General features: G+C 71.4%; 10 protein-coding genes. 5 read left to right on the top strand and 5 right to left on the bottom strand.

The genetic code is table 11. The annotated features are described in order from the left end of the window. Nucleotides 1-654: 654 nt before the first annotated feature. Nucleotides 655-1836 carry a right-handed parallel beta-helix repeat-containing protein gene (locus tag BC793_RS52580; protein ID WP_109602372.1) on the bottom strand — a complete coding sequence of 394 codons (1182 nt, stop codon included), beginning with the start codon at nucleotides 1834-1836 and terminating at the stop codon, nucleotides 655-657. 263 nt (nucleotides 1837-2099) lie between these two features. Here BC793_RS52580 and BC793_RS42845 point away from each other — a divergent pair, with 263 nt between their 5' ends. From BC793_RS42845 to BC793_RS42830, 4 genes are read left to right on the top strand one after another with little or no spacing between them, the layout of a single operon-like run. After that, entirely contained in the window at nucleotides 2100-3638 is a 1539-nt protein-coding gene (locus BC793_RS42845) for a pectate lyase family protein (protein WP_109602371.1), read from the top strand. 46 nt (nucleotides 3639-3684) lie between these two features. After that, the gene (locus tag BC793_RS42840) at nucleotides 3685-4689 is read left to right on the top strand and encodes a pectate lyase family protein (RefSeq protein ID WP_239170632.1); all 1005 of its coding nucleotides are present in this window, start codon (nucleotides 3685-3687) and stop codon (nucleotides 4687-4689) included. Between the two features lie 7 nt (nucleotides 4690-4696). Then, nucleotides 4697-5662, top strand: a complete 966-nt coding sequence (locus BC793_RS42835) for a pectate lyase family protein (RefSeq protein ID WP_109602370.1) — start codon at nucleotides 4697-4699, stop codon at nucleotides 5660-5662. Next, a complete protein-coding gene (locus BC793_RS42830) occupies nucleotides 5659-6606 on the top strand; it encodes a pectate lyase family protein (protein ID WP_109602369.1) in 948 nt (315 codons plus the stop codon). The genes BC793_RS42835 and BC793_RS42830 overlap by 4 nt, the downstream gene beginning before the upstream one ends. Here BC793_RS42830 and BC793_RS42825 read toward each other — a convergent pair. After that, a complete protein-coding gene (locus BC793_RS42825) occupies nucleotides 6531-7787 on the bottom strand; it encodes a restriction endonuclease subunit S (RefSeq protein ID WP_109602368.1) in 1257 nt (418 codons plus the stop codon). The two genes, BC793_RS42830 and BC793_RS42825, sit on opposite strands and share 76 nt — an antisense overlap. Next, entirely contained in the window at nucleotides 7784-9208 is a 1425-nt protein-coding gene (locus BC793_RS42820) for a class I SAM-dependent DNA methyltransferase (RefSeq protein ID WP_109602367.1), read from the bottom strand. The genes BC793_RS42825 and BC793_RS42820 overlap by 4 nt, the downstream gene beginning before the upstream one ends. A gap of 259 nt (nucleotides 9209-9467) precedes the next feature. Between BC793_RS42820 and BC793_RS42815 the strand changes: the two genes are divergently transcribed. Beyond that, nucleotides 9468-10376, top strand: coding sequence for an alpha/beta fold hydrolase (locus BC793_RS42815; RefSeq protein WP_109602366.1), 909 nt, complete (start codon nucleotides 9468-9470; stop codon nucleotides 10374-10376). 15 nt (nucleotides 10377-10391) lie between these two features. On the opposite strand, the gene BC793_RS42810 is transcribed toward BC793_RS42815, so the two are convergent. Then, entirely contained in the window at nucleotides 10392-12728 is a 2337-nt protein-coding gene (locus tag BC793_RS42810; protein ID WP_203896594.1) for an FtsX-like permease family protein, read from the bottom strand. Beyond that, nucleotides 12725-13402, bottom strand: a complete 678-nt coding sequence (locus BC793_RS42805) for an ABC transporter ATP-binding protein (RefSeq protein ID WP_109602365.1) — start codon at nucleotides 13400-13402, stop codon at nucleotides 12725-12727. Before BC793_RS42805 ends, BC793_RS42810 begins: the two co-directional genes overlap by 4 nt. Between the last annotated feature and the right edge of the window lie 18 nt (nucleotides 13403-13420).

The following is a 13420-nucleotide window of genomic DNA, read 5'->3' as shown; positions in this document are numbered from 1 at the left end:
CCTGAACGCCTTCCAAACCGCCTTCGAAGGCCGGCTCGACCCGGTCATCCACTGAACAGTTCGCAACCCAGATCAGCCGTTCTCTTTACAGACCCGCGGTGGCAGCCAGCCGCGTCCGCCCGGCTGGTCCTCACCGCTGTCTCGTGGACCGTGAGGCAGCGGTGGGAGCCAGCTGGATCTTCCTGGCTGGTTCACAGCGCTGTTTCGAGGGGCGTGAGGCAGCGCTGGCGGCCGGGTTTTCCCGGCTGGTCCTGACCGCTGTCTCGGGCGCGCCGAGACAGCGGTGGCAGCCAGCCGCGTCCACCCAGCTGGTCGCCACCGCTGTCTCGTGGACCGTGAGGCAGCGGTGGGAGCCAGCTGGATCTTCCTGGCTGGTCCTCACCGCTGTCTCGAGGGGCGTGAGGCAGCGGTGGGAGCCAGCTGGCTCTTCCCGGCTGGTTCTCAGCGCTGTTTCGCGGCTTCTAAGACAGCGGTGGCGGCCAGCCGGGGGAGTGCGGTGGCGTGCACTGGCGGGCGGTCGGTCGTCGGTCCGTGGTGGTGGGGCGGCCGGGTGACCGCTGGGAGTGGGGCAGGTGGCTGGGAGTGGACGGGTGGGGGAGGGACGGTCAGGGCCGGTGGGCCCTGACCGGGGCGGGCGGGAGCGTACCGAGGGGGTCAGATGCGGGCGCCGACGGCGGCGCCGTTGGACGGGACCAGGAAGTTGGAGGAGCGGATGGCGCCGTCGGCGGCGCGGGCGCCGGTGATGGTGGAGGCGTCGGTGCTGGTGAGGGTCCAGGTGCCGCCGATGTTCCAGGAGTTGCCGGAGGCCGTCGAGGAGCCCAGCGCGACCGCGGTCTTGTTGCCGACCGCCAGGTTGGCGGTGAGTCGCGAGGTGGAGCCGCCGTCGACGTCGAAGCCGGTCTTGGCGTTCTTCCAGGCGGTGCTGCGGTTGACGGTGATGGCGCCGGTGTTGCCGTTGTCGGTGAAGCCGTGCGCGGCGTTGCTCCAGGAGAACGTGTTGCCGACCGCGTGTGCGGCGGCCGGGCCGGTGCCGCCGCTGCCGCCCAGCTTGAAGCCGTTGCCGTCGCCGGAGAAGCTCGGGATGTTCCAGCGGTTGTAGCCGTTGCCGTAGGCGACGCTGTTCTGGATGGTGATCGGCGAGGTGAACATCCACGCGTCGAAGCCGTCGTCGACGTTGTTCCACAGGCGGGCGCCGCGGACCACGTTGCCGCTGCCGCCGCCCTCCTTGATGCCGAGGCCGTCGGCGCTCTCGCCGTTCTTGCGCGGGTCCCGGTTGCCGTACGAGTCGAGGTTGAGGATCAGGTTGCCGGCCGAGCTGTTCTGGAGCTGGAACCCGGTCTCGTAGTTGTCCCGGGTGATCAGGCGCTCGAAGGTGTTGTTGTTGCAGTTGGCGCAGTAGACCCCGTACGGCCCGTGGATGATCTCCAGGCCGGCCAGTCTCCAGTACGACGCCTCCATGTGGATAGCGCCGCGCTGGGCGGCCGGGATCGTCGAACCGACCGCTCCGGGGGTGTAGCCGAGCGCCTCACCGTCGATGATCACCTTCTCGGTGCCGTACGCGGTGAGGGTGATCGGCGCCGACGACGTGCCGCTCCTGGTGATCTGGATGTTGGACGCCAGCGCATAGGTGCCGCCGCGTACCGCGATGGTTCCGCCGGCCGTGATCAGGCTTACCGCCTTCTGGATCGTGGCGAGTGGTGCCGCCTGCGTACCCGCGTTGCCGTCGTTGCCGTTGGTCGCCACATACAGCGTGGTGGCGGCTGTTGCGGGCAGCTGGAATACGGCGGACAGGACCACTCCGGTGATCGTCGCGGTGAGCACTTTCCGCAATTTCATGGGGATTCTCCTGGTGGGGGCTAGGGAGGCGCGACAAGGGGGAATGCGCTTTCCCGCCCGGACCGTACGACACGCATCGGGGTAAGTCAATCGGTCATGGTTCGCGGTGGGTGCACTGCAACAATCCTGCAAACGCGAAAGCATTGACGGGCTCGGATGGACGATTTTACTGTCGGCCCAAGGTTTCGCGGAGTTACGCAACCTATTCCCCACTTAAAAGAGGACTCCGCGCGCCCGTCCCCGTTCCCCATCGGGAGTGTGACATGCGAAAAGCGCTATGGCTCGTGGCGGCGGCCGGATCGGCCCTGCTCCTCACCACTCTGATCAGCGGCCCCGCCCGCGCCGAGACCCTCTTAACCGACACCTTCGCCGACGGTGACGCCGACGGCTGGAGCCGTAACGGCGGCGCGTGGTCGGTCGTCACCGACGGCAGCCCCGTCTACCGGCAGAGCACCGCCAGTGGCAACGCCCGCGCCCTGGCCGGTGCCGGCTCCTGGACCGACTACACCGTGCAGGCACGGGTGAAGGCCGGCGGCACCGCCGGGCTGGCCGCCCGTGCCGCGTCCACCAGCCAGTACTACGCGCTGGTGGTGACCGGCGGCGGCGCCGCGCAGTTGCAGCGGGTCTCCGGTGGGACCGCGACGGTCCTGGCCACCGCGGTCGTCGGCACGAGCGCCGACTGGCGGACCCTGGCCCTGGACGTCCGCGGCAGCACCCTCACCGGCCGTGTCAACGGCGCCCAGGTGGTCCAGGCGAGTGACGGCACCTTCGGCTCCGGCCGCATCGGGCTGGTCACCGCGAACAGCGCGGGATCCTTCGACGACGTCGTGGTGGACACCACCGCCCCCGGCCCGGGCCCGTCGTCGCCGTCCACCTCACCCACCCCGCCGCCGCCCGGCGGATGTGCGGTCACCGGTACGGCCACCGGCTTCGCGGCCGGCACCACCGGTGGCGCGGGCGGCCCGACCGTGCAGGTGGACACCGCCGCGGAGCTGCTGTCCTCGATCGCCACGCCCGGCCCGCTGACCATCTGTGTCGTCGGCACGATCACCCTGCCCGCCGGCATGTATGACGTGACAAGTGACAAGTCGATCGTCGGTGTCGGCGCGACGGCCGGGATCACCGGCGGCGGGTTCAACATCGGGCTGCCGGTGTCGGCGGTGACGTCACCGCCGGCGAACGCGGTGCACAACGTGATCATCCAGAACCTGTCGTTCCGCAATGCGAGCGACGACTCGATCAACGTGCAGATGTTCTCGCACCACGTGTGGATCGACCACAACGACCTGGCGCAGGGCTACGACGGGCTGATCGACATCAAGCGCGGCTCGTCGCTGGTGACCGTGTCGTGGAACCACAACCACCACCACACCAAGAACATGCTGCTCGGCCACGACGACTCCAACGGCGCGCAGGACACCGGGCGGCTCAAGGTGACCTACCACCACAACTGGTTCGACCGGACCCCGCAGCGCAATCCGCGGGTGCGCTTCGGCGAGCCGGTGCACGTCTACAACAACTACTACGTCTACAACACCGACACCGGCGTGGCCTGCCAGAACAACGCCGGCTGCGTGGTCGAGGGCAACTACTTCGAGGACGTGGAGGAGCCGGTCACCAACACGTACGCCGGACCCGCCGGGCGCTGTGTGGCCCGCAACAACGTCTTCGTGGGCGAGTCGGGCGCTCCGGACTGCAGCGGAACGGTGCAGGAACCGTCCACCTACTACAGCTACACCCTCGACGACCCGAACGCGGTGAAGTCGATCGTCACCGCCGGCGCGGGCGTGGGGAGGCTCTGAGATGAAGCCCGGTACCGGCCGGATCACCGGGATGGGAGGAATCGTCATGCATCGCAGGACCCTGCTGGCCGCCGCCGCGGGAGCGGTCGTCGCCCCCGCGTTCGCCGGATCACCGGCGGCCGCCGCGCCCGCCGGACCGGACGGATTCGCCACCGTTCCCGGCTACGGCCTGGCCACCACCACCGGCGGCGCGGGCGGCCCGGCCGTCACGGTCACCACCGCCGCCGCCTTCATCGAGGCCATCGCCCGCCCCGGCCCGCTGATCGTGCAGGTCTCCGGCACGATCGCGCTGCCCCGCGGCTCCAGCGACGGCATGTACCCGGTGTCGTCGGACACCACGATCATCGGGCTCGGCTCGACCGCGGCGCTGACCGGCGGCGGCCTGAACATCGGGCTCCCGGTCGACGACGACCTGACCACGCCGCCGTCGAACGCCGTGCACAACGTGATCATCCGCAACCTGCGGATGTCCGGCGCCTCCGACGACCTGATCAACGTGCAGATGTTCAGCCACCACATCTGGATCGACCACAACGACTTCTCCGACGGCGACGACGGCGCGGTCGACATCAAACGCGGCTCCGACCTGGTCACCGTCTCCTGGAACAGGTTCCACGACCACGACAAGACACTGCTGCTCGGCCACGACGACGACAACGGCGCCCAGGACGCCGGCCGGCTGCGCACCACCTACCACCACAACTATTTCGACGGCTCCGACCAGCGGCATCCGCGTGTCCGGTTCGCGCCGCTGGTGCACGTCTACAACAACTACTTCCGCGACAACAGCTACGGCATCGCCTCGACCAACGACGCCGGGCTGTTCGTGGAGGGCAACTACTTCTTCAGCGTCAACAACCCGGGCCGGGTCGACTTCAGCGGCCCGCTCGGGCGGATGGTCCAGCGCGACAACATCCTGGTCGACTGCAACCACGCCATCGAGGTACGCGGCAGCGTCACCGACCCGCGCACCCTCTACGCCTACACCGCGGACCCGGCCTCGGCCGTGCCCACCATCGTGCCGGCCGGCGCCGGCGTCGGAAAGGTGTGACCCCGCCATGAAACGGCTCATCCCCACCGTTCTCGGCCTCGCCCTCGTGGTGACCCTGCCACTGCCCGCCGCCGCGGCGGCCGCCCCGCCCGGGGCTCCGGACGGCTTCGCCTCGGTCGCCGGGCTCGGGCTCGCCGGCACCACCGGCGGCGCGGCCGGCCCGACCGTCACCGTGACCACCGCCGCCGACCTGGCCCGCTACGCCGGCGCGAACACCCCGTACACCATCCTGGTCTCCGGCCGGATCGCGACGGGCAGCATGATCACCGTCGTCGCCAACAAGAGCATCCTCGGCGTCGGGTCGAACGCCGAGATCACCGGCGGCGGCCTCCAACTGGGCACCACGACGCGGCCCGGCAACAACGTGATCATCCGCAACATCAGGTTCACCGACGCCGACGACGACTCGATCAGCGTCACCAACGGCGCCCACCACGTGTGGATCGACCACAACGAATTCGGGCCCGGGTACGACGGCTCGCTCGACATCAAGCGCAAGTCGACCTTCGTCACGGTCTCCTGGAACGTCTTCCGCGGCACCGACAAGACCATGCTGCTCGGCCACTCCGACAACTACCGCGACGACATCGGCTACCTGCGGGTCAGTTACCACCACAACTGGTTCGACGGCTCCAACCAGCGCCACCCGCGGGTCCGCTTCGGCGAGCCGGTGCACGTCTACAACAACTACTACGACAACGTGGGGGCCTACGGCATCGCGTCCACCGAGAACGCCGGAGTCGTGGCCGAGGGCAACTACTTCGAGAACGTCGCCTTCCCGTGCCACTCCACCGGCGGCTACGCCGAGAGCAACCCGGGCCGCCTGGTCCAGCGGGCCAACGTGTTCGTCAACTCCGGACCGTGCGAGGCCGGTGGCACGGTGACCGAGCCGCGCACCTTCTACCCGTACACCCTGGACCCGGCCGCGAACGTGCCGGCGCTGGTCACCGCGGGCGCGGGGGTCGGCCGATGAGAATCGCCCTCGCGGCCGTGCTGGCCGCCGCATCGGTACTGGTGGCGGCGGCGCCCGCCCAGGCGGCGCCCACGGTCGACGGATTCGCGTCGGTCGCCGCGCTCGGCCTGGCCACCACCACCGGCGGGATCGCCGGGCCGACCGTCACCGTGGACACCACCGACGAGCTGCTCGACGCCATCGACACGGTCGGCCACCTGACCATCCAGGTGTCCGGGACCATCGACATCACCAGCAAACAGGGGGTACGCCCGAACAAGACGATCGTCGGCATCGGCGGCAACCCGACGATCCGTGGTGGCGGCTTCGACTTCTACAAGTCGTCCAACGTGATCGTGCGGAACCTGACGTTCGTCGACGCCGAGGACGACGCGATCAATGTCGGTCAGCAGTCGCACCACATCTGGATCCACCACAACACCTTCCGCACGCCGGTGGACGGGTCGATCGACATCGTGCGGGGCGCCGACTACGTGACCGTGTCGTGGAACCACTTCGCGGGCACCGACAAGAGCATGCTGATCGGCCACTCCGACGGCGCCGCCTCCACCGACATCGGCCACCTGAAGGTCAGCATCCACCACAACTGGTTCGACGGATCCCGGCAGCGGCATCCGCGGGTCCGTTTCGGTGAGCCGGTGCACGTCTACAACAACTGGTTCGACGGCAACGAGCTGTACGGGGTGGCGTCCACCATGAACGCCGGCGTGGTGGTCGAGGGCAACCACTTCACCGCGGTGCCGTACCCCTGCTTCTCCACCGGCGGTTACGCCGACAGCGGTCCCGGCCGTCTCGTCCAGCGGTCGAACGTGTTCACCGGCTCCGGCCCGTGCCAGGCTGGCGGGGCCGTCGCCGAACCGCGTACCTACTACTCGTACACGCTCGATCCGGCGTCCTCGGTCCCGTCGCTGGTGCAGGCCGGCGCCGGAGCCGGCAAGGGCTGACGTCCCGCCATCAGTTCCGGTAGCACCGTGTCCCGCAGCGCCTCCAGCGCCCGCACCTCGGTGAGCAGGGCGGCCATGTGCGCGAACGCCGCGCCGGCCCGCTCACCGAACGCGGCCAGGCGCTGCGGGTCCGGTGTGCTGATCCGGAAGTCGGCGGCGTCGGTGGCGCTCACCCGCTGCCGGCCCGACGACCCGGCCATCTTGCGCACGGCATGGCCGCGGAACCGGTCGTCGCGGGCCAGGAAGTACGGGAACTGCGGCGGCACGCCCGGACGGGCCCGGAGCACGATGAACTCGCCCGACCCGGTCGCCGTCTCGTCCGGGGCGAGGAAGTCGACGTAGCCGGTCTTGCCGTTCTCCAGGCACGGGGTGATCCGGGCCAGCAGCGTGTCGCCGTTGCGGAACCGGCTGCCACCACGCGGCGGGCGATGCGACCAGGACCGGATCCCGGCGACATGGGTGGGCAGGGCGGCCATGTCGACGTACGGCGCACCGGCGGGGTCCGGCCGCGCGGTCCGCGGGTTGAAGTCGACCAGATCGGTGACCGGGACGGAAGCGCCACCGGTGCCGGTCAGGGCCTGGAACTCGGCGCGCAGCAGCTCCTCGTACGCCGTCACCACCCGGTCGTTGATCTCGATCTTGTCGTCCAGGGCGGACAGCACGGCGACGATCCGGCGCTGCTCGTCCAGCGGGGGCACCCGCAGCAGTTCGGCGTCGAGGAACCGCCCGAACTGGAAGTTGCTGATCCCGGTCGACTGGTTCTCGTAGTCGCCGGCCCGCCCGGACAGATACATGTCCCGCAGGCCGTAGTAGGCGTACCGGGGGTCGACCACGGTGGGGTCGAACCGGACGAGGCGGCAGAAACTCGCCGGGATCACCGGGACCTCGAACGCCGGCAGCACGTCCGGGCCGACGAACAGCGACCGGCCGGTGGTCTGGCCGCGGGCGGCGCTGCCGCCGGAGATCTCCAGCAGGACGTCGCCGGGCCGCACCCGCCGCGGTGCGATCAGGCTGCGTTTCTCCCAACGGCGCGGGACGGCATCGGTACGCCCGGAGCGCACCGCCGCGAAATCGGTGCCCCGGATCACCGCGACCGGGTCGTGACCGTCGATCTCCCGGTCCGTGCCCCAGCCGCCGCCACGGGCATGGACCACCAGCTCACGGTACGGACGACGGGTCACCGCAGATCCTTCAGCCGCTCGCGGAGCACGTCCTCACGGCGGCGCGACTCGTCCAGGCAGGCCTCCAGCTCCTTGGTGAGCCGGGTGATCCGGTCCGGCAGCGGCTCGGCGGCCGGATCGTGCCCGGATCCGGCCGCGCCCACGTAGCGGCCGGGACTGAGCGCGTGGTCGCGGGCCCGGATCTCGTCGAGGTCCGCCGTGTGGCAGAAGCCGGGCGTGTCCTCGTACCCCTGCCCGGGTCCGCTCTTCGCATTTCGCCACGCGTGGAACGTGCCGGCGACGCGCCCGATGTCGGCGTCGGTCAGGACGCGCTCGGTGCGGCCGGTCATCGTGCCGAGCCCGCGGGCGTCGATGAACAGCACCTGCCCGCGCCGGTCCCGCTTGTCGCGCGACAGGAACCAGACGCACGCCGGGATCGCGGTGGTGCGGAACAGGTTCGGTGGCAGCGCCACCATGCACTCCACCAGGTCGTCCTCGACGATCGAGCGGCGGATCGCACCCTCGCCGGCCAGCCGCGACGACATCGAGCCGTTCGCCAGCACCACACCGGCACTGCCGTGGTCACCGAGTTTCGCGATGATGTGCTGGAGCCAGGCGTAGTTGGCGTTGCCCCGCGGCGGCAGCCCGTACCGCCAGCGCGGATCGTCCTCCCGGCGCGGCCAGTCGCTCATGTTGAACGGCGGGTTCGCCAGCACGAAGTCGGCGCGCAGCCCGGGATGCCGGTCGTCGGCGAGCGTGTCGGCCCAGCGGTCGCCGAGACCGTGCGGGTCGATGCCGTGGATCGCCAGGTTCATCTTCGCCAGCCGCCAGGTCCGCTCGTTGGCCTCCTGACCGGCGAACGTGAGGTCACCGGTGTGCTGCTCCCGGCCCGCCTGCACGAACATCCCACCGGAACCGCAGCACGGGTCGTAGACCCGCCCCCGGGCCGGCCGCAGCACCTCGACGAGCAGTTTCACCACGCTCGCCGGGGTGTAGAACTCGCCGGCCCGCTTGCCCTCGGCGCGGGCGAACCGCTCCAGGAAGTACTCGTACACCTCGCCGAGCACGTCCTGGGCCGGGCGGTCACCGGCACCGGTGAACCGGGCGTCGCCGATCACCGCGACCAGCTCCCGCAGCCGGTCCTGGTCGACGTTGTCGCGGTCGAAGATCCGCGGCAGCACCCCGGACAGTGCCGGGTTCTCCCGCATGATCGCGTCCATCGCGGCGTCCAGCAGGGTGCCCACCCGGCCGCCGGTGTGCCCGGCCAGACGCTCCCAGCGGGCGGTCGCCGGCACCCGGAACACGCTGCCGGCGGTGTCCGAGACGTACTTGAGGAAGACCAGGCCGAGAACGAACTCCTTGTACTGGGCGGCGTCCACCGAGCCGCGCAGCTTGTTCGCCGCCTTCCACAGCACGTCCTGGATCTGCTTGCCAGTGGCCACCGATTCTCCGTCTCCGTCGTGTTCCGGCGCGTTTCGTCGCGGGAGAACCCGTACCGTACGTCGAACCGCGGGGACACTCCGGTACGTACCACCTGGCGGCACGCGGGCGATTTCACCCACCGGAAATCCGCGCCGTGTCAGAATCGGGCCGTAATCGGTGGGAAGACCTGGTCTTCCAGACCGTTCCGGTGACAACGGTCAATGAAATACGCTGGCATTGTCGCTCGCTGCGGCATCGATCGATGGACAGGGAGTGCGCGTGTCCCAGGACCGGGTGAGCCGACATCAGATCGAGACCCCGGACGGCCGCGTCCTCACGTTCGACGTCACCGGGCACCCGGCCGGTTCGCCGGTCTTCCTGCTGCACGGTTCGCCCGGCAGCCGGATCGGTCCACGGCCCCGCGGCAGCGTCCTCTACCGGCTCGGTATCCAGCTGATCAGCTACGACCGGCCCGGCTACGGCGGCTCCACCCGCCATCCCAAACGATCCGTCGCCGACGCCGCCCAGGACATCGCGGCCATCGCCGACAGTCTCGGCCTGGACCGGTTCGCGGTCGTCGGCCGCTCCGGCGGGGGCCCGCACGCACTCGCCGCGGCCGCCCGGCTGCCCCGCCGGGTGAGCCGCACCGCGGTGCTCGTCGGGATCGCCCCGTCCGACGCCGAGGGTCTCGACTGGCTCAACGGGATGACCGACGGCAACGTCCGGGAGTATGAGACGGCCGACAACGACTGGCCCAAACACGTCGAGCGGCTGCGGCTGCTGGCCGACCGGGCCCGCCGCGACCCGGAGTTCATGGTCGACAACATCCGCCGCCAGATGACCGCACCGGACCGTCAGGTCGTCGACGACATCGCGATCCGGCGGCTGCTCACCCAGACGTATGTGGAGGCCTTCGCGCAGGGCCCGTTCGGCTGGATCGACGACGTCGCGGCGTTCCGGTCGGCGTGGGGCTTCCGGCTCGGCGAGATCACCGTCCCGGTGCTGCTGTGGCACGGCGCCGACGACAACTTCTCCCCGGTCAGCCACGCCCGCTGGCTGGCCGAGCAGATCCCGCACGCGGAGATCCAGGTGCAGGCGTCGACGGCGCATTTCGGCGCGGTCGAGGTCCTGCCCGAGGTGCTGCACTGGCTGGTCGCCGGGCGGCCGCTGGCCGCCGCCCGGCACTGATCCCGCCGGCCCCGCCTACTCGGTGCGCAGCGCCGTGGCGGTCTGGGTACGGGCCGCCCAGCCGGCCAGCAGCAGCGCACCCAGCACCGCGATCACCAGCCCACCGAGGCCGAACACCACGAGGGTCGCCGGGTGGTAGGTGTCGAGCACCGACTCCGGCAGCCGGAAGCCCGCCGACCAGCCCATCTCGGCCACGATCGTCCGCTGCAGCAGCAGCCCGGCCGGTGCGCCGAGCGCCCCGCCGATCAACCCGGTGACCACGACCGACGCGATCACCATGGCGATCGTCTGCCGCGGCGCCATCCCGAGCGCCTTGTGGACACCGAGGTCGTGCACCCGCTCCCGGGTCTCCAGGACGACCGTGTTCAGCACGCCCAGAGCGGCGACGGCCACGAGCAGCAGCGACAACAGCGCGGTCAGCCCGTTGATGATCAGGATGGCCTCGGGGGTGCCGCGCTCGGCCATGCCGACGAAAGCACCCAGCGGTGCCAGGGCGACGTCCAGCTCGTCGCTGTAGTGCGTCACGTCGGTGCCGGGGGTCAGGTAGACCCGGAACTCGCGGGGCCGCAGCTGCGGCTGGGCGGCCGTCAGGGTCTCGATCGGGGTGAGGATCTGGAGACCGTCGTGCTCGGTGTTGAAGGCCTCACCGACGATCCGGACGGCCACCGGGACACCGCCGGACGTCAGCGTGACCGTGTCGCCGACCGCGGTGCCGGTGCGGGTCAGGAACGGGGTGGCGACGACCATCTGGCCGGGCCCGGTGTACCAGGTCCCGTTCACCAGCCGGTACGAGTCCGCGCAGTTCCCGCCGCTGGTGGCCAGGGCCTCCAGCTCGCCGGTGAGAGCGGGTGTGCTCACCGGCGCGCGGACCGTGCCGCAATAGCCCCGGGTGCCGGCCTGCGCCGTGATGGCACCCAGCACCGCTGCGGTGTCCATCGACGTCCCGGCCGGGCGCTCGACCCGGTCCCGGCCCTCGCGCTGACCCGCCTCCACCATCACGTCGGCGAGGCCCTCCGCATCCTGGACCCGCTGCAGCGAGGCGGCCAGGCCGACCGAGAACACGACGGCCGCGGTGCCGAACGCGATCGCCGCGACGATCGTCGCCGACCGTACCGGCCGGGCGAACGGATGGGCCAGGCCCAGTGTCACCGGCCGGGGCAGCGGGATCCGCGCGGTCAGCCGGGCCGCCCACCGCCCGCGCCCGGCCGACGGGGTCCGGCCGACGGCGAGGGCGTCCACGGTGCGCAGCCGCCCGGCCCGCGACGCCGCCACCAGGGCGGTCACCGCGACCAGGCCGAGGACCCCGGCGAGCACCGCGGCGTCCACCCACGGCTCCACCCCGGAGTCGCTGGTGCCGTAGACGTCGTTGGTCTGCGACAGCACCGGGGCGGCAATCGCGTTGCCGGCCACCAGCCCGAGCAGCGCACCCACCGAGGCCGGGATCAGCGCCTGCGCCAGATGGGCGCGCACCACCTGGCCGGGGGAGAAGCCGAGCGCCTTGAGAACGCCGATCCGGTGGGTGCCGGTGCTGACCGCCCCGGCGATCACATTGCCGACGATCAGCACCGCCATCGCCAGGCCGATCACCCCGAACGCCATCAGGAACGGCACGAACAGGGCCGCCTCACCGGCCGCCTCCTGCCGGGTGGTCAGCCACGACCGGGACGCGGTCAGCGCACCGGCCGGCAGGGTCGCGGCCACCGCGGCACGCCCGGCGTCGACCTGCGCGCCGGTGCCGGCCGCGGTGAACCGGTACAGCATCTGATAGCCGTCCGGGCGCAGGGCGGCGATCTGCTCGGGGACCACCCACCCGCCGGCGGTCCCGCTGATCGACCGGGCCAGGCCGACGATCGTCAGGGCCGGGGCGCCGGGCAGGTCCTCCAGTGTCCACACCCGGCCGACGGCCCGTGAGCCGCCGGCGAACCGGCCGTCGCTGAACAGCACGATCTCGCCCGGCTTCGTGGCCCACCGGCCGCGGGTCAGGGTGACCGCGTCGACGCCGCCGGACGGCTCGGCCCGCCCGGCCACGAGCAGGGGCCCGATCGGCTCGCGGTCGCCGTCGCCCGGGTCGATCGTCGCGGTCGGGAACGGCCCGGCCGCCCCGGACACCCCGGCCGCCCGCGCCGACGCCGCGAGCTGCTCTGCGGTGACCTTCGTGGCGTCGAAGTGGGCGGTCAGGTGGGCGCCGTGCTGCTGGCCGAACGCCCGGTCGAACGGGGCGGTGGAGGCGACCAGCAGGGTGCCGCCGAGCACCGACGAGGTGACCGCGATCGCCACCACCAGGCCGATCACGACGGTCTGCACCCGGCGGCGGCCGACACCGGACCGGACCACCCGGCCCAGCGCGCTCACCGGGCACCGGCGAGGGTGTCCGCCGCGATCCGGCCGTCGGCGAGCCGCACCGTACGGGTCGCGCAGGCGTTCGCCAGAGCCGTGTCATGGGTGACCAGGATGATCGTCTGCCCGTCCGCGTGCAGGTCGGCGAGCAGGCGCTGCACGTCCTCGCCGGAGGCGGAGTCCAGGGCGCCGGTCGGCTCGTCGGCCAGCAGCAGCGCCGGCCGGTTCATCAGCGCCCGGGCCACCGCGACCCGCTGCCGTTCGCCGCCGGACAGCCGGCCCGGATAGGCGGTCGCGTGCCGGTCCACCCCGAGCGTGCCGAGCAGTTCGGCCGCACGGCGCTCGGCGGCGCCCCGGGACATCCCGGCCAGCTGGGCCGGCAGCATCACGTTGTCGGCGACGGTCAGATCGTCCAGCAGGTTGAAGAACTGGAACACCATGCCGATCGTGGCGCGGCGGTACCGGGCGGACCCGGCCTCGCTCAGCGTGTCCACCCGGACGCCGGCGACCGAGACCGAGCCGGCGCTCGGCGCGTCCAGACCGGCGACCAGATTGAGCAGGGTCGACTTGCCGCTCCCGGACGGGCCGAGGATCGCCACCGCCTCGCCCGCGGCGATCGTCAGCGACACGTCCCGCAGGGCCGGCGGCCCGTCGCCGTACCGGCGGGTCACGTCACGCAGTTCGATCATGGAGTCCTCCTCGGAAGC

Origin of the sequence: Actinoplanes xinjiangensis, from assembly GCF_003148685.1 — a bacterium.
Classification (GTDB): Bacteria; Actinomycetota; Actinomycetes; order Mycobacteriales; family Micromonosporaceae; genus Actinoplanes; species Actinoplanes xinjiangensis.
The sequence above is the reverse complement of the archived record's forward strand: the minus strand, read 5'-3'. Positions and strand labels throughout refer to the sequence as shown.

Bases quoted from the DNA above. Each gene is read 5' to 3' on its own strand.
- BC793_RS42835 (WP_109602370.1), top strand. From the start codon at position 4,697: ATGAAACGGCTCATCCCCACCGTTCTCGGCCTCGCCCTCGTGGTGACC.
- BC793_RS52580 (WP_109602372.1), bottom strand. From the start codon at position 1,836: ATGAAATTGCGGAAAGTGCTCACCGCGACGATCACCGGAGTGGTCCTG.
- BC793_RS42805 (WP_109602365.1), bottom strand. From the start codon at position 13,402: ATGATCGAACTGCGTGACGTGACCCGCCGGTACGGCGACGGGCCGCCG.
- BC793_RS42845 (WP_109602371.1), top strand. From the start codon at position 2,100: ATGCGAAAAGCGCTATGGCTCGTGGCGGCGGCCGGATCGGCCCTGCTC.
- BC793_RS42830 (WP_109602369.1), top strand. From the start codon at position 5,659: ATGAGAATCGCCCTCGCGGCCGTGCTGGCCGCCGCATCGGTACTGGTG.
- BC793_RS42840 (WP_239170632.1), top strand. From the start codon at position 3,685: ATGCATCGCAGGACCCTGCTGGCCGCCGCCGCGGGAGCGGTCGTCGCC.